The organism is Isoptericola variabilis 225, from assembly GCF_000215105.1.
GTDB classification, from domain to species: Bacteria; Actinomycetota; Actinomycetes; order Actinomycetales; family Cellulomonadaceae; genus Isoptericola; species Isoptericola variabilis_A.
Genome location: NC_015588.1, coordinates 77,385 through 98,627, shown reverse-complemented (window position 1 = coordinate 98,627; position 21,243 = coordinate 77,385). Strand labels below are relative to the sequence as shown.

The window sequence follows — 21,243 nt, the reverse complement described above, 5'->3', positions numbered from 1 at the left end:
TCATCGCAGTCCGACCGCTCCAGGGTGCCCCCGTGACCCTGGTGCGACCCGTTCGGGTCGCTCTCCGCCGCCCTGTCTGCCGGTGCTCCCCATGACACCGGTGACTCAGGGGCGGCTCAGTCAGCGGTCGGCCAGCACGCGACGCACTGCGTCGTCGCTTCCGCGGCAGCGGCACCGCTCACCGCGGGAACCGCGAGGGCGAGTGCCATGGCGACCGCGGCGACCATCCGAACCTTCCTCATGGTTCTCACCTTCTTCGGTCTCGTCGTGCTGGTGCCCCCTGCCCGTCCAGTGTGACCCGGCACACGCCCCGATGCGCCGCCCACATGCTGTCCACAAGTGGACATGGGAACATGTGGCCGTGGTCGACGGAGTGCGGCCCGACCGATCGCTCGGTGTCGACGACGCGACGCTCGCCGTCTACGACGGCCTGGTGCGGCTCCAGCCCACCGGCGCGGCGGCGCTCGCGGAGCACGTCGGCATCGACGAGCAGGCGGCGACCGATGCGCTGGCCCGCCTCGTGGCGGCGGGCCTCGCTCGCGTGCACGACGACGGGTCGGGACGCTTCCGCGCCGAGGTGCCCGACGGCGTGCTCGACGACCTGGTCTCCTCCCGCCTCGACGCGCTCGACGCGTCGGCGACGGCGCTGCGCGAGGCCCGCGACCTGGCGGCGCGCGTGCGGACGCTGTACCACGCGGTCACGCAGAGCCGGAACGCGCTCGAGTTCGAGCGGCTCGTCGGCGCCGACGAGATCTCGACCCGCATCGCCGAGCTGAGCGCGCGCACGACGACCTCGCTCGAGGGCGTCATGACCGCCGTCCCCAAGGCACGCATGATCGAGCAGGCGCGCGAGTCCGAGGAGCGGCTGGTGCGCCGCGGCGTCGTGCTCCGCTCCCTGTACCGGGCGCCGGCCCGCCGGTCGGACGCGCTCGCGAACCACGGCACCTGGCTGGCCGAGCACGGTGGCCAGATCCGCACCACGGCCCGGCCGCTGCCGACGCAGTACGTGCTGTTCGACCGGACCGTGGGCCTCGTCGCCTTCCACGACCGCGAGCTCGCCGGGCCGGCCGCCGTCGTGCTCAGCACGCGCGAGGTCATCGCGTGCCTCGGCATGCTCTTCGACACCCTGTGGGAGGCCGCGCTCCCGCTGCCCGCGCCCGTCGTCGTCGCGCCCGACGACGGGCCGACGCCGCACGAGCGCGAGATCCTCACGCTCATGCACGCCGGGCTCAAGGACGAGGCGATCGCCCGCGAGCTCGGCGTCTCGACCAAGACCGTGCGCCGCATCGTCTCCTCGCTCACCGAGCGGCTCGGCCTCAAGGACCGGTTCTCGCTCGGCGTCCTCGCCGGCGCGCGGGGATGGCTCGACGACGCGACCGCCGACGTCCGGTAGCCCGCTCAGCGCTTGGGCACCGGGCCCTCGGGCCGGTGCTCGTCGAGCGCCTCGACGTCCTCGAAGCCGATCGTGCGGTGCCGCACCGCCCGGTTGTACAGGTACGTGACGCCCGAGAGCACGATGCCGACGAGCAGCAGCGCGCCCGCGATGCGGTACTGGCCCTGCTGCGCCTCGCTGCGCGCCCACGGCCCCGCGAGGTACGCGCACGTCACGGCGCCCAGGACGGCGAGCGGCGTCCACGTGCGGAAGTGCGCGTGCTCGACGTGCTGGCGGCGCAGCACGAGCAGGGCGACGTTGACGATCGCGAACACGACCAGCAGGAGCAGCGACGTCGTGCCGCCGAGCAGCGCGACGGCGCTGGCGCCCTGCTCGGTCGCCTGCGCCTGGACCACGTAGACGATGAGCCCGAACGAGATCGCCGTCGTGACGAGGATCGACACCCACGGCGTGCGGCGCGTGGGGTGCACGCGGCCGAACGCGCGCGGCAGCACGCCCTGGTTCGCCATCCCGTACAGGAGGCGCGAGGCCATGAGCATGTTGATGAGCGCCGAGTTCGCGACCGCGAACATGCCGATGAACGGGAACAGCGTGTCGAACGGCACCCCCGGCGCGCCGGCCGCGACGACCTGCGTGAGCGCCGACCCGCGCGACTCGTCGACGAGGTTGCCGACCGGCACCAGCGCCACGGCCGTGATCGCGACGAGCACGTAGATGAGCCCCGTGACCGACAGGCCGGCGATCATCATGCGCGGGAAGTCGCGCACGGGGTGCTGGCACTCCTCGGCCATGTTGACCGAGTCCTCGAAGCCGACCATCGCGAAGAACGCGAGCGTCGTCGCGGCCGTCACGGCGAGGAACGCGCTCTTCTCGTCGGGACTCTCGAAGACGACGACGCGCGAGAAGTCGGCGCGCCCCTGGGACATGCCCCACAGCCCCACGAAGATCACGAGCAGCAGGCCCGACAGCTCGACGAGCGTCAGCACCACGTTGGCCTTGACGCTCTCGCCGACGCCGCGGAAGTTCACCACCGCGACCAGGGCCATGAACGCGAGCGCGAGGGCCAGGCGGCCGCCGCTGCCGGCGTCGAGCCCCAGCCCGAAGCCGTCCGACAGGAACCCGGCGAACGCGTTGGACGCCGTCGACGCCGACGTGATGCCCGAGCTCATGACCATGAACGCCACGACGAACGTGAGGAAGTGGATGCCGAACGCCTTGTGCGTGTACAGCGCGGCGCCGGCGGCGTGCGGGTACTTGGTGACGAGCTCCAGGTAGGAGAACGCCGTGAGCGTCGCGACCGCGAACGCCACGAGGAACGGCGCCCACGCCGCCCCTCCGACCTCCCCGGCGACCTGGCCCGTGAGCGCGTACACGCCCGTCCCCAGGATGTCGCCGACGATGAACAGCAGCAGGAGCTTGGGCCCCATGACGCGCCGCAGGCCGTGCTCGGGGGCCTCCGGGTCGTCACGAACGACCGGCTGGCTCATCGGTGCCTCCCTCGGCTCGAGCACCCCGGCCTGCGCCGGGGCGTGCTTCATCCATGGAACCTCTCGCCCGGGGAAACCGCGCGCCCACCGCACCGCGCAGGCATGCTTCGATACCTGTTCGACCCATGAGTCGGGCATTGTTGCCCACGACGACGCGCGCGGCCGGCGGGTGTCGTGCACGAGCGGAGGTGGGAATGCGACGAGCGGTGGTGACGGGACTGGGGGCGGTCACGCCCCTGGGCCGCACGGCGGACGAGACGTGGAAGGGCCTCGCCGAGGGCATCGGCGCGGTGACCGCGCTCGAGGAGGACTGGGCGCGCGAGCTGCCCGTGCGGATCGCCGCACGGGTCGACGACGCGTTCGCCGAGACGCTCGAGGTCCGCGAGCTGCGCCGGCTCGACCGGGCCGAGCAGCTCACGCTCGTCGCGGGCCGCGAGGCCTGGGCGTCGGCCGGGGCGCCCGACGTCGACCCCACGCGCCTGGCCGTCGCGGTCGGCACGGCCAACGGCGGGATCGGCACGACGCTCGTGCAGCACGAGGTGCTCACCACCCAGGGTCACCGCCGCGTGAGCCCGCACGCCGTCACCATGGTCATGGCCAACGGGCCCGCGGCCTGGCTGTCGATGGACCTCGGGGCCAAGGCCGGCGCGCGGGCGCCCGTGAGCGCCTGCGCCGCCGGCGTCGAGGCGATCCTCACGGGCCGCGAGCTGATCCGCTCCGACCAGGCCGACGTCGTCGTGTGCGGGGGCGTCGAGGCCAGCATCGTCGACCTGTGCATCTCCGCGTTCGCGCGCTCCCGCGCGATGTCGACCCGCAACGACGAGCCCGAGCGTGCCTCGCGGCCGTTCGACGCCGAGCGCGACGGGTTCGTCATGGGCGAGGGCGCCGCGCTGCTCGTGCTCGAGGCCGAGGAGCACGCGGCCGCGCGCGGCGCCGACGTGCTCGGCGCCGTCGACGGCGCGGCCCTCACGTCCGACGCGCACGACATCGTGGGCGGCGAGCCGCAGAACCAGGCCCGCACCATCGGGCTCGCGCTGCGCTCGGCCGAGCTGGCGCCCGCCCACGTCGGCCTCGTGCACGCGCACGCCACGTCGACGCCGCTCGGGGACGTCAACGAGGCCGACGCGCTGCGCTCCGTCTTCGGCGACCCGCCGCCCGTGACGGCGACCAAGGCGTCGACCGGGCACCTCCTCGGGGCCTCCGGGGCGCTCGGGGCGCTCGCCGCGCTCCTGTCGCTGCACCACGGCGTCGTGCCGCCCACGCTCAACCTCGAGACGCCCGACCCGGCGATCGACCTCGACGTCGTGACGAGCGCGCGCCCGACGGCGGCCGAGCACGCGCTCGTCAACGCGTTCGGGTTCGGCGGGCACAGCGCCGCGCTGGTGCTGTCGCGCAGCTGACGCGACGGGCGTGCGTCGGCGGCGTCCGGCGGCGGCGCGCGGTTCAGCGGCGCCGGGCGAACGCCCAGGTCGCGGCACCCGCGAACGCGACCGCAAGGCCCACGCACCACACCACCGCGAGCAGCCCGGCGTCGGCGAGCGCGTCGCCCTGCGGCGCGCCGGGCGTCCCGCCGACCAGCAGCCCGCGCACCGTCTCGATCACCGGCGTCACCGGCTGGTGCTCGGCGAGGCGCGCGTGCAGATCGAGACGCGGCGGGCCGCCGTCGCGCAGGTGCGCCGCGAGACCGGCGTCGGGCCCGAGACGCCCGACGACGAGCTCGACCCGCGCGCCATCGACCGCGCGAACCCCTTCTACGACTTCGAGACCGTGCTCTCGCGGCTCGCCACGCCCGAGCAGTTCCCGCACGTCTTCGCCTCGCTCGCGACGTGGGACCCCGCGTCCGTGGACCGCGACGCGTCGCAGGACGACGAGATCACTTTCGGGCTCGGCATCGTGCTCGACGGCATCGACGCGTACGTGCGGCGGCGCACGGGGCAGGCCTGACCCTCTCGTCACCCCCGCCCGAACGCGACGAGGCCCGGGCCGGCGACGAGCGTGCGCTCGCCGCCGACCCGGGCCTGGGTCAGGCGCGGCAGGTCAGCCGCAGGTGACCTCCGGGTAGGCGTGCAGCGTGTTCACGCCGGAGGCGGTGACCGTCACCTCCCCGGCCTCGAGCGACGCGGCGTCCGCGGCGAACGGCAGCCGCCACGACTTGCCGGCCGCGAGCGTGTCGCGCTCGCGGGTCTCGCCGAGCGCCGTCACGGCGACGTCGGTCGCCGCGCCCGACGTGTTGGTCACGTCGACGACGACGAACGCCCTCTTGCCGCGGCACTCCGTGACCGCCCGGACCGCGACGGGGCTCACCGCGCTGAGCGGCGAGACCGTGATCCGGTCGACGATGGGCGCCTCGTCGGCCCGCAGGTTGTAGTCCGCGGGCCACGTCTCGGACGCGTACGTCTCGCCGTCCCAGTTGGTCGCCTCCTCGGAGCGCAGCGAGATGGTGTTCTCGCCCGCCTCGAGGTCGAGCACGATGGTCCGCTCCCAGAAGTTGTTCTTGTGGAACGTGGGGACGAACATCCACCGCTGCGGCTCGCCGCCGTTGACCGAGATGTCGGCGTGCCGTGCGACCGGGTTCGGGTTGTAGTGCGTGCCGTCGACCTGCTCCGGGTTGGAGAAGCGGACGACGACCGCGTGCGGGCCGGCCTCCTCGGCGGCGACCCGGAACGTCAGCGCGCTGTCGTTGCCCGGCTCACCGCCGACGCCGGCGACGGCCTTGCCGCCCTCGGCGAGAGGCAGGTCGACGACGGCGGCCGAGCCGGCCAGCTCGGCGTCCTCGGCCTGGTACTCGGTCGTCGGTAGCGAGTCGTTGCCGGCCGCGACGGTGAGGCGGTCGAGCACGAGCCCGCCCGCGCCACCGGTCACGGTGACCTTGTTGACGCCGCCCTCGAGGTGCACGGCGACCTCGGACGCCCTGGCGAGGTCGAGCACGTCACGGCCGTTGACCGCCAGCGTGCCCGCGCCGGCGCCGAGCAGGTCGGCGCCGAGCGTCGCCTCGGCGTCGCGCGCGCCGTAGACCCAGAACGTGGCCGACTCGCCCTCGGCGAGCTGGACCGCGCCCGAGCCGGAGATCGTGGCCGCGTCCACGCCGTCGGGCGCGGAGTAGACCGTGCTGCCGCCGTCGAGCTGGGCGAGCTCTGCCTCGTAGACCGACGTGTCGGCGTCCGGGTTGGCCAGCGACAGCGTGATCCGGTCGATCAGCGCGTCACCCTTCGTCGCCTTCGACCCGTCGAGGCTGCGCGCCGCGAGCGAGATCGTGTGCGTGCCCGCGGTGAGCTCGACCGTCGTGTCGGTGTGGTCCCAGACCACCCACTTGTAGCCGAGCGGCAGGAACAGCTCCTGCTCGGCCTCGCCGTCGACGCGCAGGAACACGTTCGTCGGACCCTGCTCGGCCACGAGGTTGTAGGTGTTGAGGCTGTTCGCGAACACCGACAGGTCGTAGGTGCCGTCCTGGGGAACGGTCACCTCGAAGTCGAGCACCACGTTCGAACCGGTGCGCAGGCCGCCCACGTTGTACATGCCCGACGTGTAGAACTTGCCCACGTCCTGCGGCCGCCCCTCCGGACCGTTGCGGCTGTAGCCCGAGCCGGTGTGCGCGGCGTCCTCGGCCTCGTAGCTGCCCTGCCAGAGCGTCGGGGTCGACGTCGTCGACTGCCCGGCGCCCGCCGGCGTCACCACGACCTCGTACGCCGAGGACTCCTCGAGCAGCGGCAGCGTCTCGCCGTCGAACTCGACCGCGACCGTGCCGTCCGTCACGGGCAGCGTGAGCTCGGCGAGGTGGCGCGGCTGCGCCGAGTCGCCGAGCTGGCCCGTCCACGGGATCTCGCGGACGAACACGCGCACCTCGTCGCCGCCGAACACGTCCGCCGGGACGTTGACGAGCTCGACCGGGGCGGCGCCGTCGGCCCCGCCCAGGATCGTGCGCGCGACGGCCCGCTCCTCGTCGAGCGTCGCGACGCCCTGGAGCGAGTAGTTCTGCCCCGGGAACGGCGGCGTGACCTCGACCGTGTGGCCCGTCATGTGCGCGTACGCGTTGTAGAGCCACCACTGCCCGTTGCCGCGGTTGGCCTGCACGGCCGAGTCGGACAGGTTCCCGTTGATGTTCCAGAACGCGATCATCGCCTCGACCTTGGAGTCCTCGATCGCGGACATCCACTGGATCATCTGGCCCGGGACGGACGTGTGGTAGTTGAAGGCGTACTCGTTGACGTTGATCGGCAGCTCGGTGCCCTCGAGCTCGGTTCCCGCGAAGACCTCGGCCTCCCAGCCGCGGTACCGCTCCACGGAGTCACGGATGTTCTGCGGGTGCGACAGCTCGTGCCACGTGATGATGTCCGGCACGGTGCCCGCCTCGACGGCGTGCTCCAGGAAGCCCTTGACCTGCGGGTACAGGATCGAGGTGCCCGGACCGGCGATCCGCATGTCCGGGTACGCCTCCTTGATCGTCCGGTAGGTCCGGTCCCACGCGGCGAAGTAGTCCGTCGGGTCGTTGAGCCACGAGATGCGGTTGAGGCTCCACTGCCCGGTGCCGAACATGTTGCCCTCGGGCTCGTTGAACGGCTCGATCACGAGGTTGTCCCGGTACTCCGGCTCGAGCGTGCCGATCATCGCGAGCTGCTCGTCGAGGACGCGCGCGTAGTCGGCGAGCTTCTCCGCCGGCGTGCTGCCCGGCCACTGGTACGGGAAGCCCCGGTAGTAGTCCGTGACGCGCAGGTAGACGTCGCCGTCGGTGGTGTCCGCGAGCTGGCGGACCACCTCGAGCGCGTCCGAGCCCGGGTGCTGGGCGCCGTCCTGCGCCTTGGTCGCCACCGTGCGCACGTTCATGCCCTCGACGAGGTTGTCGGTCGGCATGCCGTCCGCGTACAGGCCGTACAGCAGGCCCGACGCGCCGCCCTGGAACTCGCCCGTGTTCGTGGCGAGGTCCACCTTGAGCTCACCCCGGTGCACCGTGACGTTCGCCGTCACCGTGACGCCCGCGGCCCGGCCCTGCACCGTGTACGTGCCGGGCTGCGCGTACTGCGCGGGGTCGACGGCGTCCCACGTCACCGGCACGTCGCGGTCGTAGCCGTCGGTGAACGACGCGCGGACCGCCGCGGGGAGGTTCGGGGCCGCGCCGACGAGCGTGCGCAGCTGGAACGTCTCGTTCGCCAGGGCCACCACGTCAGGAGTCTCACCCACGAGCTCGGCGACCTGCTCGGCGCTCAATGCCGCACGGTAGATGCGGAAGTCCGCCACGGCCCCGTCGAACAGCGGGTCCGGGTACATGGAGCGCCCGATCCAGCCGGCGCGCGCGGCGCTCGCGGTGAGCAGCTGCCCCGCCGTGACGGACGTGGGCGCCGACGCCACGGCGACGCCGTCGAGGTACATGGTCACGCGCTGGGCGGACGTGTCGAGGGTCGTGGTGAGCGTGACCCAGTCGCCCGCCTTGAGGGGGCCGTAGCCGTTCGCCTGCGTCTCGCCGCCGCCGCCGCTGGTCGTGACGGCCGTGCGGAGCCGGCCGTCGCCGTTCGACGGCGTCGCGAACAGGTAGCGCGTGGTGTTGGTGCCGAGGTCGAAGATCCGCTGCCAGGCCCCGCCGCTGCCGTCCCACCGGACGTGCGCGGAGACCGTGAGGTCGGTGGCGCCCTCGAGCGCGCCCCGCGGGACCGACACGTGGCCGCCGTTCGTGCCGCCGTGCAGGTCGAGCGCCGCGCCGCCGCCCTCCGCCTCGATGACGGACCGGTTGCCGGCGAGCGTTCCGTGGAGGTTGTTGCCGGAGACGTCGGGCAGCGTCGTGCCCGAGATGCCCTCCATCGTGTAGTGCAGGTAGGGCTCGGGCGCCTCTGCGGCGGTCGCCGGTGCCGCGGTGACCGCGCCGACCGTGCCGAGCGTGAGGGCGAGGGTCGTCAGCCCCGCCGTCAACCGCGGCGTGCGCCGCGATCGTGTGCTTCTCATCGTCGAGTACCTCTCTGTCGTCGCGCGCCGTGCGGCGCGCGCTCGAACGTCGTCGTACGAGCTCGCCCCTCCCGTGGGGCGGTCCTTCCTCTTCCTCCTCTCTCGCCCGGTGCTCGTCGAACCGGTTCGACGGCGGACGGCGCGGCGGCGGTCCGCCGTCGTGGTCAGGTGGTCGGTGTGCGCGTGGTGCGGCCCACGAGCCCGGGCAGCGCGCCGTCGCGCAGGAACACGGGCACGACGTCGAGCGGGGCGTCCGCGCGCACGGACGTGCCGCCGTCGTGCACCTCGCCCGTGGCCGCGTCCGTCCAGCGGGACCCGGCCGGCAGGTAGACGTCGCGCTCGCGCGCGCCCGCCTCGAGCACGGGTGCGACGAGGACGTCGGGCCCGAGCAGGAACTGGTCGTCGACGTCCCACGCGCGGGCGTCGTCGGCGAACTCGTGGAAGAGCCCGCGCATCACGGGCTGGCCGTCGGTGTGCGCCGCGGCCATGACGTCGCGCAGGTAGGGGCGCAGCCACTCGCGCAGGTGCACGTACCGCGCGAGGACGCCGTACACCTCCTCGCCGAAGCTCCACAGCTCGTTGGGGCCGCCCGAGCGCAGGCGCGGCGAGCCGTCCGCGGCGACCACGTCCTCGTACGGGAGGCGGTCGCCGTGCAGCCGCATGACCGGGCTGAACGCGCCGAGCTGGAACCAGCGGACGAGCAGCTCGTGGAACGCGGGGTCGCGCGCGTCGCCGTGGTGGAAGCCGCCGATGTCCGTGGTGAACCACGGGATGCCCGCGAGCCCCATGTGGATGCCGGCGGTGACCTGGCGGGCCATGTCCTCGAACGTCGAGTGGATGTCGCCCGACCACACGAGCGCCCCGTACCGCTGGCTGCCCGCCCACGCGCACCGCACGAGGTTGACCACCTCGGTCTCGCCGTCGGACTGCTGCCCCTCGAAGAAGGCGCGTGCGAAGTGCTGCGGGTAGACGTTGCCGACCTGGAGGTTCGGGCCCGCGTGGTACCGGTAGGCGTCGAAGTCGTAGACGCCGTACTCGGGCTCGGCCTCGTCCAGCCAGAACGTGCGGATGCCGTGCTCGCCGTAGCTCCGCCGGCAGGTCTCCCACAGCCACGCGCGGGCCTCGGGGTTGGTCACGTCGAGGAACGCGCTCGGCCCCTGGAACGACATCTGGACGTCGAGCCCGCGCTCGGCGCGGACGAGCAGGTTGTTCCGGCGCAGGTGCGCGTAGTTCTCCGACTCGAGCGACACCTGCGGCCAGACCGACACCATGAGCTCGACGCCCAGCTCGCGCAGCTCCGCGACCATCGCGGCCGGGTCGGGCCAGAACTCGTCCTCGAACCGGTAGTCGCCCATGCGCGGCCAGTGGAAGAAGTCCGCGACGATCACGTCGAGCGGCAGACCGCGACGGCGGTGCTCGCGCGCGACCTCGAGGAGCTGGGCCTGGTTCCAGTACCGCAGCTTGCACTGCCAGAAGCCGAGACCCCGCTCCGGCATCATCGGCGCGTGGCCGGTGGCGTCCGCGTACGCCCGGGTGATGTCCGCGGGCGTGCGGCCCGCGGTGACCCAGTAGTCGAGCTGCCGCGTCGACTCCGCGAACCACTCGGTGCGGTTGCGCCCGAACGTCGCGCGGCCGATCGCCGGGTTGTGCCACAGGAAGCCGTACCCGGCGCTCGAGACGACGAACGGCACGCTGGCCTGCGAGTTTCGGTGCGCGAGCTCGAGCGTGCAGCCCTTGAGGTCCAGCACGCGCTGCTGGTACTGGCCCATACCGTAGAGCTTCTCGTCCGGGTCGGACTCGAACGACGCGGTGAGCGTGTGGTCGTCCGAGCCGAGGCGCGGCCGGAAGTGCCGTGCCCGCAGGTCGAGCGACCCGCCGCGGCCGAGCTCGCGCAGCAGCAGCCGGCCCGCGGCGTCGTAGAACGCGACGTCGCACCGCGACACCTCGTAACCCACCGGCTCGTGGAACCACGTCGAGCACGTGAGCTCGACGTGGATCGCGCCGTGGGTCAGCGTCGCGCCGTCGGGGCGGAGCTCGACCTGCGCGGCGTCGGCCGCGGCGTCGGCGGGCGGCAGGAGCGCCCAGTCGGCGTCCTCGACGTCGCCCGCGAGCCGGGCGCGCACGCGCACGCCGTCGCGGCCCCACGGCTCGACGACGAGCGTCTCTCCGCCTCCGCGCCACACGAGCCGCGAGCCCTCGGCCCGGACGGGCAGGTCCTGCGACGGTCGGTCGTTCACCGCATCTCCTTCGACGTGGTCCTCGGGGATTCGTGAGCGGGTCAGGTCGTCGGGACGAAGACCCGCATGGTCGACGGTCCGCGCTCGGCCCACCGGTGGTAGGGCACGAGGGGGAGCTCGATCGTGGACGGTGCCGCCGGCGTCACGGGCGGCGCGCCCGAGAACGGCGGCCGCCCGGGCTCGGGTGCCGGCGGGGTGACGACCCGGGCGCGCACCAGCGCGCCGTCGTCGTGCGGCCGGGGTGCCGCGGACGGGTCGACGCGCACGTCCTCGAGAGCGACGCCGTCGGGCAGGTCGACCGACTCGAGGCACAGCACGAGCGGTCCGCGCTCGACCGCGACCGTGCCCCGCAGCGCGTCCACGCGCGGGTCGGGCCACGTGAAACGGGGCCCGGTCGGCAGCTCGAGCACCACGACGTCGCCCGGCGCGAACGTGCGCCGGACCTCGGCCCAGCCCGGGGCCGCGCCCTCTGGGCCGGAGCCCCCGGGGACGGTCAGCGTCGCGCCGTCGGCCCAGTGCGGCACGCGCAGCCGCAGCGTCACGGGGCGGTCGGGCGCGTCGGTGACCTCGACGCGCACGAGCCCGTCGGCCGGGTAGGCGGTCCGCACGCTCAGCCCCAGCTCCTCACCGCCGTCGAGCGCGACGCGGAGGTCGGCCGAGGCGTGCTGGACGAGCGAGACCACGTCGCCGGCGTGCTCACCGGAGCCGCCGCTCGAGACCGTCGCGGCGTACGCCTGCCAGGACGCGAGCGTGCGCGCCACGTTGGTGGGGCAGCACGAGACGTCGAACCACGGCGCTCGGACGCCGCCCTCGGCGCGCGGGTTGACGGCGTCGGGCCGCACGTCGGCGCCCGGCTCGCGCTGCTGGAGCGGGTTGGCGTAGAAGAACGCCCGGCCGTCCGAGCGCGGCGAGGTGGCGACGACGTTGTAGAACGTGCGCTCCATGAGGTCGGCGTACCGCACGTCGCCCGTGGCGAGCAGCAGCCGCCAGGACACCATGACCGACGCGACCCCCGCGCACGTCTCGCAGTAGGCCCGGTCCGCCGGCAGCTCCCAGTCGTCGCCGAAGCCCTCGTCCTGGTGGCGCGAGCCCATGCCCCCCGTGAGGTAGGTCCGGCGCTCGACCGAGCGCGTCCACTGCCGCTCGACCGCGGCGAGGAGCTCGTCGTCCGCCGTGTCGATCGCGACGTCGACCGCCCCCGCGGCCAGGTAGAGCGCGCGCACGGCGTGGCCGCGCCACACGTCGGCCTCGCGCACCGGCACGTCGTCCTGGAAGTACGACGGGCCGAGCAGCGCGATCGGCGCGAGCGTGCCGCGACCGCGGCGCTCGACGAACAGGCGAGCCTGCTCGGTGTAGCGCGGCTCGCCGAGCGCCCGGCCCAGCTCCGCGAGGCCGACCTCGATCTCGGGGTGGCCGCAGATGCCGTCGCGGCCGTCGACGCCGAACTCGCGGCACACGTGGTCGGCCGCGCGGCGCGCGACCTCGACGAACCGGTCGTGGCCCACGGTGCGCAGGCGCGCCACGGCCGCCTGCAGCAGGTGGCCCGTGCAGTAGAGCTCGTGCCCGCTCGACAGGTCGCCGTACCGCTCGGGCCGGCCAGGGTGGCCGAAGCACGTGTTGAGGTAGCCGTCGTCGTCCTGGGCCGCGGCGACCCGGTCGACGAGCGCCTCGAACGTGGCGTTCACCGCCTCGTCCCCGCTGCGGCCGTACTCCCAGGCCAGCGCCTCGAGCAGCTTGTAGACCTCCGAGTCGGAGAACTGCCAGCCCGGCCGGTCGGGGCCGGTCGTGCCGGCCGCGACGCGGTCGAAGTTGGCGACCCACCCGAGCCGTTCCATCCACTCGAGGCAGTGCTCGAGCGTGGCGCGGGCGTTGGTCTCCTGGAGGTCCCGCCAGAACCCGCCGGTGAGGCGCACCTCTTCGATCCCGACGCCGCGGTGCGCCCCGTGGGGCGCGACGGGACGGGCGCGCGCGACGTCGTCGCGCACGGGGGCGTGCTCGCTCCGGTGGGTGGGGGCGGAGGCGGCCGGGGCCGTGCTGGTGTCGGTCACAGTCGTCCTTCAGTCCTTGACGGCACCCGCGGTGACGCCCGCGGCCACGTAGCGCTGGGCGACGACGAGCAGGACCGCCGCCGGCACCGACGCGACGACGGCGGTCGCCATGATCGCGTTCCACTGCGTGGTGTTGTTGCCGATGTAGTTGTAGATCCCGAGCGTGATCGGGATGAGGCTGCCGTTGCGGTTGAGCGTCGAGGCGAAGATGAAGTCCGACCACGCCCACAGGAACGCGAACAGCGAGACGGTCAGGGTCGAGTTGCGGCTCAGCGGCAGCACGACCGACACGAACGTCCGCCACGCGCCCGCGCCGTCGATCCGCGCGGCATGGAGCATCTCGCGCGGGATCCCGGCCATGAACGCCGTGTAGAGCAGGACGGCGAACGGCACCGCGATCGTCGAGTCGGCCACGATGAGACCGCCGACCGTGTTCAGCAGCCCGAGCCGCACGTACACCGCGTAGAAGCCCATGGCCATGACGACCGCGGGGATCATCTGGGCGACGAGCAGCACGAAGTTCAGCGTCCGGCGCCCGCGCAGGTTGAGCAGCGCCAGGGCGTAGCCCGCCGGTGCCGCGATGAGCACGGTGAGGGCCACGCAGCCGGCGCCGATGAGCAGGCTCGTGCCCAGCGCGGGCAGCTGCTGGGCGAAGACCGCCTCGTACCCCTCGAACGTCGGCTCCCAGGGGAACCAGTGCGGCGGGTCGGCGCGCAGGTCCCGCGTCTGCGTGAGCGAGACGTTGAACATCCAGTAGACGGGGAAGAGCATGAGGGCCGTGAAGAGCACGCCGAGCGCGGTCTTCCACCACGTCCTGTGCACCAGTCGGCGCCTGGTCATGACGGTCATGACTCCTCCTGTCGACGCTGGAGCTGCAGGTACACGAAGCCGAAGACGAGCGCGATGACGATGAGGACGTTGCCCACCGCGGCCGCCGGCGAGAAGTCCGGCTGGCCCGTGCCGAACGCCTCGCGGTACGACCAGATCGCGAGCGTCGTCGACGAGGTGCCCGGGCCGCCCGTCGTCATGACCCAGATGACGTCGACGACCTTGAGCGTGTAGATCAGCCCGAGCAGGAGCGTGATCGCGGAGACCGGGCGCAGCAGCGGGAACGTGACGCTCCAGAACTGCCGCCACGCACCGGCGCCGTCGAGCGACGCCGCCTCGTACACCTCGCCCGGGATGTTCTGCAGGCCCGAGTAGAGGATCACGAGGTTGAACGGGATGCCGAGCCAGATGTTGGCGATCGTCACGGCGATCAGCGCCGTGTCGGGCGACGTGAGCCAGTTGATCTGCCCGATGCCGAACGCCGCGAGCACCGAGTTGACGATCCCGTTGTCGCTGTTGAGCATCCAGGCCCACGTCGACGCCGAGACGATGAGCGGCAGCAGCCACGGCACGAGGAACATGCCGCGCAGCACCGCCGACAGCCGGAAGCTCGACCGGAAGAACACCGCGAGCGCCAGCCCGATCGAGTACTGGAACGCGATCGACAGCAGCGTGAACACCGCCGTGTTCCACAGCGCGGTCGGGAACGTCGACGAGCCGAACACCTCGGCGTACTTCTCGAAGCCCACGAACTCCGCGTCGCCCTGCACGAACGCCCGGATCGTGTAGTCGTGGATCGACAGGTCGATGTTGCGCCACAACGGGTACGCGTAGAACAGCACGAGGTAGACCAGGAGCGGTGCCGCGAAGCCGACGGCGGCCCAGCGGCTGGGTCCGGGTGCCCGCCGGTGCCGCCGCCCGGCGGGCGTGGCGGTCCCCGGGGTGCCGGGTCCCGCCACGCCGCGCCGGTCTGGCGACGTCCCGACGGCGGTCGGGAGGGTGGTCATGGTGTCGTCCTTCGTCAGATCGGGCACGGGTGCCCGACGGCGGTCAGCTGGTCGCGGCCTCGGCGTCGGCCTGGGCGGTCTCCAGCGCCTCGGCAGGTGTCTGCGCGCCGGACAGCGCGTTCTGGACCGCGGTCCACAGGGCCTCGGAGATCATCGGGTAGTCCGTGCCGAGACCGTCGCTCGTGCGGCCCTTGGCGTTGCGCACCGCCTCGACCCACGGCTCGAGCTCGGGGTTGCCCTCGAGCAGCGCCTCCTGGCCGTCGGCCGTCGGCGGGATGTAGTACGCGAACGTCGTGGCCGTCTCGACGAAGCCCTCGGGCGTCGTCATGCACTCGACGATCTGGCGCGTGACCTCGTAGCGGGCCGTGTCCTGCTGGACGGGGGCCACGATGAACTCGCCGCCCGTGGGGGCCGGCGCGACGCCGCCGTCACGGCCCGGGAGCTGGACGATGCCGGTCTCGAACTCGGCCTCGGCCGCGCTGTTGACCTGCCACGTGCCGTTCTCGGCGAACGCGAAGTCACCGGTGAGGAACTCCTCCCACACCGTGTTCTGGGAGTTGTTGATGACCGACTGCGGCGCGTAGCCGGCGTCGAGCCAGCCCTTCCACAGCTCCAGCGCGGCGACCGCCTCGGGCGAGTCGAGCTGGCTCAGGTCGGCGCCCGCGCCCCAGAACCAGGGCAGGAACTGGAACGAGCCCTCCTCGGTGCCGATGCCGGCGAACGTGATGCCCTTGTGGCCCGCGTCGGTCACGGCCTTGAGCGCGGCGGTGAGCGAGTCCCAGTCGGTGATCGACGCCGGGTCGACGCCCGCGGCCTCGAGGATCTCGGCGTTGTAGTACAGCGACAGCGTGTTGGCGCCGATCGGGATGCCGTACGCCTCGCCGTCGACGACGCCCGCCGCGAGGAGGTTCTCGTCGATCGCCGAGGTGTCAAGCCCGAACTCGTCGACCGTCGTCAGCATGCCGGTGTCGGCGAGCGTCGAGACGGCCGGGTTGTCGATGAGGATGATGTCGGGCGACGTGCCCTCCTGCGCCGACAGCAGCGCCTGGTTGGTCAGGGCCGTCGTGTCGTAGGCGGTGCGCTCGATGGTGACGCCGGCCTCCTCGCCGCAGGCCTGGACGCGCGCGGCCCAGTCCGACGACGTGTCGTGCTGGGGGTACGGGTCCCACCAGGTGTAGGTGCCGCCGGCGGCGTCGCCGCCACCGGTCCCGGTGTCGGAGCCCGACGAGCAGGCGCCGAGCAGGCCGACCGCGATCGTCGCGACCCCGGCGGTGAGCGGCAGACGGACGCTCCGGCGCTTCGCGTGATGCATGGCTGTTCCTCCTTGAACGTGGGCCGGGCGGGCCGGTCCTTCGTGATGCGGTGGTGTGGCGTGGGCGCGCGGATGTGAGCGCTCACAACTGGATGGCAGCCCGGGGGGCCGGGCATGCGTTTGTCGGGTCAGGCGCGCCCGGCCGGCGGGGCGCCGGTGCTCCCTCGGTCGACGAGCTCGGGCGAGACGAACCGCACGACGTGCGGCTCGTCAGGTCCTGCCTCGCCCACGATCCGGCGCACGAGCTGCCGGACGGCCATGCCGCCCAGGCGGTCGGGCGCGCTCTCGATCGAGGAGTACGGCAGGGAGAACGTGCGGGCGAACTCGTCCGAGTACCGCCCGACGACGGACAGGTCCTGCGGGGCGGCGAGGCCGCGCTGGTGCAGGACGGTCGGCAGGGCCGCGGCGGCGGCCTCGTTGTTGAGCAGCAGGCCCGTGGCGCCCGGGTGGGCGTCGAGGACCGCGTTGAGGTCGCGGCCGATCTCGGGCTGGTGCGACGAGCCGAAGACGGCGTGCAGCGTGATGCCCCGCACGCGCGCGGCCTCCTTCGCGGCGTTCTGCAGGCGCCACACGTAGGCGCCGCCGCGTTCGACGACGTGCTCCGGCTGGGACACGAGGATCAGCTCGCGGTGCCCGAGCCGGTGGAGGTGGTCGACCATGAGCCGGCCGGCCTCCTCGAAGTCGAGGTCGAAGACGTCCACACCCCGGCAGTCGGCCGGCAGGCCGACCAGCGCGCCCGGCTGCGGGGCCGCGCGCAGGATGGGGAGGCGCTCGTCGTTCTCCGCGACGTTGAGCAGCACGACTCCGTCGATCATCCGGGAGTCGGTCATGCGGCGCAGGGCGCGCGTGCCGTCCTCCTCGGTCGACAGCAGGATGTCGTAGCCCAGCTCCCGCGCGGTGGTCGAGACGCCGAGCATGTACTGGAGCATCGCCGGGGCGAACTCGTCTTCGAGGAACTGCGCGAGCAGGCCGATGACCATCGTCTGCGAGGTGGCGAGGGCGCGGGCGCCCGCGTTGGGCGTGTAGCCCAGCTCGCGGACCGCGGCCTCGACACGGCGGCGCACGTCGAGCGAGATCGCCCGCTTGCCCGAGAGCGCGTACGACGCCGTGCTCCGGGACACTCCCGCGACGCGGGCGACGTCTCCGATCGTGGCCACTGTGCCTCCTCCGTGCGAACCGGTTCGACAGTAGCGGGAGTGTCGCGAGTCACGCAAGCGTCCGTGATCGGCTTGTTACCCCGCGCCGTCGCGGCGATCGTCGAACCGATTCGCTCATCTGGGCGCGCAAGCCTGTGGACAACCGTCCGTCGGTGTCGGACGGACGCGGCAGGCTGGGCCCATGACGAACGACGCGACGACGGCGGCCGCCGCACCCCCGGCCGCGAGCGCCCCCGCGGCGGCCCGGTGCTTCGGCGACGGGGACGCGCTGTACGCCGAGTACCACGACACCGAGTGGGGCGTGCCGGTGCACGGCGAGGCGGCGCTGCTCGAGCGCATCGCGCTCGAGGGCTTCCAGTCGGGGCTGTCGTGGCTCACGGTGCTGCGCAAGCGCCCCGCGTTCCGGGAGCTCTTCCACGGCTTCGACCCGGAGCGCGTCGCCGCGTTCGGGCCCGACGACGTCGATCGCCTCCTGGGCGACGCCCGCATCATCCGCAACCGGGCCAAGATCGAGGCGACGATCGCGAACGCACGCGCCGTCGTCGGGCTGCACGAGTCCGGGCGGACGCTCGACGAGCTGTTCTGGTCCTTCGCTCCCCCGCCCCGGGCCGAGCGCCCGCTCACGTGGCAGGACGTCCCCGCGTGGACGGACGAGTCGAAGGCCCTGGCGAAGGCGCTCAAGGCCGAGGGGTTCCGCTTCTTCGGGCCCACGACCGCGTACGCCGCGATGCAGGCGTGCGGGCTCGTGGACGACCACCTCGCCACGTGCCTCACGGTGACCGGCGACTGACGGGCAGCTGACGGGCGGCTGACCGGCGTCCGAGGCCCCTGGCTCGCGAGTCGCACCGGACGCCCGAACAGTAGAGGCATGGGTCGACTTCTTCGCTACCTGCCGTTCATCGCCATGGCGGTCCGCTGGTTCCGCAACCGCCGCGCGCGCCGCGCCGGCGGCCCCCCGACCGTCTGACGGCCGCACGACGGCCGCCTGACGGCCGCACGTGTCAGAAAGCGGGTGAGCTCGAGCCCACCCGCTTTCTGACACGGCCCTCCGGCGGCGCTTCCACATGTGGAGCCGGACCGCGCACGGCAGGATCGACGCCATGCCGGTCACCACGACGCCGCACCCCACCCAGCGCCCGCACCTCGCCGCCGTGCTCGAGGACGGCGTCTACCGCGCCCTCGGAAGCGGCCTGCGCCGGTTCGGCCGGTGGGTGCCTCGCGTCGAGCCGTTCACGGGCTACGGCACGCCGGACAAGGTCCGCGTCCTGGGCCGCGTCGTGCTCGCGCCGTCGCAGGCGACGCGGCCGTCGGGGGCCGTGGATCGGCGCGGCTTCCGCCAGTTCCTCACCGTCCCGGCGCCGGGCATCCGGGTGCCGATCGTCGTCGGCGGGGTGACCGTCACGGTCGAGTCGGACCGGGGCGGCTACGTCGACGTCGAGGTCGAGCTGCCCGCCGACGCGCCGCTGCCCGCGGGGTGGCAGCAGGCCACGCTCGACGGCGTGGGCGCGCCGCTGCTCGTCGTCGACGAGTCCACGGAGCTCGGCGTCGTCAGCGACATCGACGACACCACGATGGTCACGGCCGTGCCGCGCCTGCTCCTCGCGGCGTGGAACACGTTCATCCGCCACACGAGCACCCGCAAGGCCGTCCCGGGCATGCCCGAGCTCTACCGGCAGATCGCGGCCGCCCACCCCGACGCGCCGTTCGTCTACGTCTCGACGGGCGCCTGGAACACCGCGCGGGTGCTGCGCGGCTTCCTCGCCCGCAACGGCTACCCGGCCGGCCCGCTGCTGCTCACCGACTGGGGGCCGACGCAGACCGGATGGTTCCGCAGCGGGCAGGAGCACAAGGACTCGAGCCTCGACCGGATCATGGAGACGTTCCCGCACGTGCGCTGGCTGCTCGTGGGCGACGACGGGCAGCACGACCCCGACATCTACCGCCGCGCGGTCGAGCGCTGGCCCGACCGGGTGGTCGCGGTCGCGATCCGGCAGCTCACGGCCACGCAGCAGGTGCTCGCGCACGGGTCGACGACGGCGCCCGACGGCGCGCTGGCGTCCGGGCAGGTCGCTCCCGACGTGCCCACGGTCCACGGCGAGGACGGCGGTGAGCTCGCCCAGCGGCTCGCCGAGGTGCCGGGAGTGCTCGCGACCGCGTCGCCCTGACCGCGCGTCCTCGTGTCGCGTCGTGGCGGTCCCTTGTTCGGAGGCTGCTCGCCGCCTGTGGACAAAAAGTTGTCCACAGATTTGGCTCCTGACCTGCAGTTTCATACGCGTGTTCGATAGACTCGTGGGTGTTCTGCCGACCTGCCTGTGGCGCTGCGCCGCGGGCTCGACGACACCGGGGAGACGCCATGACCGCGACGACGGACGCCGCCACGGCGACCTCGCGCGGCCGCGCGCTTTCGGAGGTCCTGCAGGAGCTGCAGGCCGTGGTCGAGGAGCTCACGGCCGTCGTCGCGGCGGAGCTCGAGGACGGCGGGCCGGGCGAGGGCGAGCCGGGCGTGCTCGCCGAGGCCTCGGCCGTGCTGCGCCGGGCGGGTCAGCGCCTCGACGCCGCGCGCTGGGCGGTGCTGCCCGCGCTCGAGACCGACGGCCGGTGGGCGCTCGACGGGTCCCGCTCGTTCGCGCACTGGCTCGCGCGGGCCGAGGACGTCACGCTGGCCACCGCGCGCCGCGACGTCCGCACGGCGGCGGCCCTGCACGAGACCCTGCGCTCCACCCGGTCGGCCGCCCTGCGCGGCGAGGTCGGCGGCGAGCACGTGCGCGCGCTGGTCGACGTCGCACCGACGAGCGCCGCGCGCAGGGCCGCGCTCGCGGCCCCCGTGGAGGACGGCCGGACGGACGACGCGGCCGAGCCTGGTGAGGCGGAGCGCCCGACCGGCGAGGAGGTGCTGCTCGACCTCGCGCAGCGGTACCCGGTGGGTCCGTTCCGGCAGATGGTGCGGCGGTTCGCGCAGGTGGCCGACCCGGAGTCCGACGAGCGCGGCTACCGGCAGGCCACGGAGCGCGAGTTCTTCGACATCTCCCCCACGTGGGGCGGCTACCACCTGGCCGGCTTCCTCACCGAGGAGCACGGTCAGGCGCTGCGCACCGCGGTCGAGGCCGTCATGGGCCGTCCCGCGGCCGACGACACCCGCACGCCCGCGCAGCGGCGCGCGCAGGCGCTCGTCGACCTCGTGCGCGTCGCGCTCGACAACGCCGCCGTCGGCACCGGCGCCGCGGTCCGTCCGCACCTCACCGTGACCGTCTCCTGGACCGAGCTGACCACGCTGATCGAGGGAATCGGGGAAGAGTCCGGCGAGGCGGCGGCCGACGGGGCGGTCTCGCCGGCGGGGTCCGGCGGCGTCGACGTCGACCGCATCGTCGCCGACGGCCTCCCCCGCTTCCCCGACGGCCGCGGCCCGATCCCGCCGTCGCTGCTGCGCCGCCTCGCGTGCGACGCGGAGGTCACGCGCATCGTCTTCGGCCCCGACTCGCAGGTGCTCGACGTCGGGCGGTCCCGACGCACCGTCACCGGCCAGCTGCGCCGGGCGGTCGTCGCGCGCGACGGTCATTGCACCTGGCCGGGCTGCGAGGAACCGCCGAACCGCTGCGAGGTCCACCACGCCGTGACCCACTGGGCCGACGGCGGGAGCACCTCCGTGCACAACGCCGCGCTGCTGTGCTGGCACCACCATGCCCGCGTCGACGGGCTCGGCATCGCCATGCGGTACGACGGCGGCACGTGGCGTTTCACGGACCGTCGCGGCCGGGAGATCGGCGCTCGCACGGCCCTCGGCGGCTCCGCGGACGACGTCGCCGCGGAGGCGGCGTGAGCCGTCGCCGCGGTGGTGGCGTGAGC

The 21,243-nt window shown here is 73.5% G+C and carries 15 protein-coding genes; 6 read left to right on the top strand and 9 right to left on the bottom strand.

The window, feature by feature from the left end:
* Nucleotides 1-361 precede the first annotated feature (361 nt).
* A complete protein-coding gene (locus ISOVA_RS15250) occupies nt 362-1,393 on the top strand; it encodes a helix-turn-helix transcriptional regulator (RefSeq protein ID WP_013837296.1) in 1,032 nt (343 codons plus the stop codon).
* Between the two features lie 5 nt (nt 1,394-1,398).
* On the opposite strand, the gene ISOVA_RS00435 is transcribed toward ISOVA_RS15250, so the two are convergent.
* The gene (locus ISOVA_RS00435) at nt 1,399-2,880 is read right to left on the bottom strand and encodes an APC family permease (RefSeq protein WP_041294967.1); all 1,482 of its coding nucleotides are present in this window, start codon (nt 2,878-2,880) and stop codon (nt 1,399-1,401) included.
* A 194-nt stretch (nt 2,881-3,074) separates the two neighbouring features.
* Here ISOVA_RS00435 and ISOVA_RS00430 point away from each other — a divergent pair, with 194 nt between their 5' ends.
* Nucleotides 3,075-4,280, top strand: coding sequence for a beta-ketoacyl-[acyl-carrier-protein] synthase family protein (locus tag ISOVA_RS00430; protein ID WP_013837294.1), 1,206 nt, complete (start codon nt 3,075-3,077; stop codon nt 4,278-4,280).
* 43 nt (nt 4,281-4,323) lie between these two features.
* Here the strand turns inward: ISOVA_RS00430 and ISOVA_RS15800 are convergent, their stop codons facing one another.
* Complete coding sequence (locus tag ISOVA_RS15800; protein ID WP_221927827.1) at nt 4,324-4,491, bottom strand: hypothetical protein; 168 nt, start codon at nt 4,489-4,491, stop codon at nt 4,324-4,326.
* Nucleotides 4,492-4,515: 24 nt separating this feature from the next.
* Between ISOVA_RS15800 and ISOVA_RS16620 the strand changes: the two genes are divergently transcribed.
* Complete coding sequence (locus ISOVA_RS16620; RefSeq protein WP_186004609.1) at nt 4,516-4,824, top strand: hypothetical protein; 309 nt, start codon at nt 4,516-4,518, stop codon at nt 4,822-4,824.
* A gap of 93 nt (nt 4,825-4,917) precedes the next feature.
* Here the strand turns inward: ISOVA_RS16620 and ISOVA_RS00420 are convergent, their stop codons facing one another.
* From ISOVA_RS00420 to ISOVA_RS00390, 7 genes are all read right to left on the bottom strand, one after another.
* Complete coding sequence (locus ISOVA_RS00420; protein ID WP_013837293.1) at nt 4,918-8,811, bottom strand: LamG-like jellyroll fold domain-containing protein; 3,894 nt, start codon at nt 8,809-8,811, stop codon at nt 4,918-4,920.
* Between the two features lie 164 nt (nt 8,812-8,975).
* Nucleotides 8,976-11,048, bottom strand: a complete 2,073-nt coding sequence (locus ISOVA_RS00415; RefSeq protein WP_013837292.1) for a glycoside hydrolase family 31 protein — start codon at nt 11,046-11,048, stop codon at nt 8,976-8,978.
* A 41-nt stretch (nt 11,049-11,089) separates the two neighbouring features.
* Nucleotides 11,090-13,096 carry a glycoside hydrolase family 127 protein gene (locus ISOVA_RS00410; RefSeq protein WP_013837291.1) on the bottom strand — a complete coding sequence of 669 codons (2,007 nt, stop codon included), beginning with the start codon at nt 13,094-13,096 and terminating at the stop codon, nt 11,090-11,092.
* A 9-nt stretch (nt 13,097-13,105) separates the two neighbouring features.
* Nucleotides 13,106-13,945 (bottom strand): carbohydrate ABC transporter permease, encoded by an 840-nt coding sequence (locus ISOVA_RS00405; protein ID WP_013837290.1) that lies wholly within the window; start codon nt 13,943-13,945, stop codon nt 13,106-13,108.
* On the bottom strand, nt 13,942-14,931 hold the full coding sequence (locus tag ISOVA_RS00400; RefSeq protein WP_013837289.1) for a carbohydrate ABC transporter permease: 990 nt from the start codon (nt 14,929-14,931) through the stop codon (nt 13,942-13,944). Before ISOVA_RS00400 ends, ISOVA_RS00405 begins: the two co-directional genes overlap by 4 nt.
* 43 nt (nt 14,932-14,974) lie before the next feature.
* Entirely contained in the window at nt 14,975-16,243 is a 1,269-nt protein-coding gene (locus ISOVA_RS00395) for a sugar ABC transporter substrate-binding protein (protein WP_013837288.1), read from the bottom strand.
* 128 nt (nt 16,244-16,371) lie between these two features.
* Entirely contained in the window at nt 16,372-17,400 is a 1,029-nt protein-coding gene (locus ISOVA_RS00390) for a LacI family DNA-binding transcriptional regulator (protein WP_013837287.1), read from the bottom strand.
* Nucleotides 17,401-17,581: 181 nt separating this feature from the next.
* On the opposite strand from ISOVA_RS00390, the gene ISOVA_RS00385 reads away from it, so the two are divergent.
* From ISOVA_RS00385 to ISOVA_RS15245, 3 genes are all read left to right on the top strand, one after another.
* Nucleotides 17,582-18,190 (top strand): DNA-3-methyladenine glycosylase I, encoded by a 609-nt coding sequence (locus tag ISOVA_RS00385; RefSeq protein WP_013837286.1) that lies wholly within the window; start codon nt 17,582-17,584, stop codon nt 18,188-18,190.
* A gap of 310 nt (nt 18,191-18,500) precedes the next feature.
* Nucleotides 18,501-19,565 carry an App1 family protein gene (locus ISOVA_RS00380; RefSeq protein ID WP_013837285.1) on the top strand — a complete coding sequence of 355 codons (1,065 nt, stop codon included), beginning with the start codon at nt 18,501-18,503 and terminating at the stop codon, nt 19,563-19,565.
* A 188-nt stretch (nt 19,566-19,753) separates the two neighbouring features.
* A complete protein-coding gene (locus ISOVA_RS15245) occupies nt 19,754-21,217 on the top strand; it encodes an HNH endonuclease signature motif containing protein (RefSeq protein ID WP_013837284.1) in 1,464 nt (487 codons plus the stop codon).
* Nucleotides 21,218-21,243 lie beyond the last annotated feature (26 nt).

Bases quoted from the DNA above. Each gene is read 5' to 3' on its own strand.
- ISOVA_RS00435 (WP_041294967.1), bottom strand. From the start codon at position 2,880: ATGAGCCAGCCGGTCGTTCGTGACGACCCGGAGGCCCCCGAGCACGGC.
- ISOVA_RS00430 (WP_013837294.1), top strand. From the start codon at position 3,075: ATGCGACGAGCGGTGGTGACGGGACTGGGGGCGGTCACGCCCCTGGGC.
- ISOVA_RS00420 (WP_013837293.1), bottom strand. From the start codon at position 8,811: ATGAGAAGCACACGATCGCGGCGCACGCCGCGGTTGACGGCGGGGCTG.
- ISOVA_RS00405 (WP_013837290.1), bottom strand. From the start codon at position 13,945: ATGACCGTCATGACCAGGCGCCGACTGGTGCACAGGACGTGGTGGAAG.
- ISOVA_RS00400 (WP_013837289.1), bottom strand. From the start codon at position 14,931: ATGACCACCCTCCCGACCGCCGTCGGGACGTCGCCAGACCGGCGCGGC.
- ISOVA_RS00395 (WP_013837288.1), bottom strand. From the start codon at position 16,243: ATGCATCACGCGAAGCGCCGGAGCGTCCGTCTGCCGCTCACCGCCGGG.
- ISOVA_RS00385 (WP_013837286.1), top strand. From the start codon at position 17,582: ATGACGAACGACGCGACGACGGCGGCCGCCGCACCCCCGGCCGCGAGC.
- ISOVA_RS00380 (WP_013837285.1), top strand. From the start codon at position 18,501: ATGCCGGTCACCACGACGCCGCACCCCACCCAGCGCCCGCACCTCGCC.
- ISOVA_RS15245 (WP_013837284.1), top strand. From the start codon at position 19,754: ATGACCGCGACGACGGACGCCGCCACGGCGACCTCGCGCGGCCGCGCG.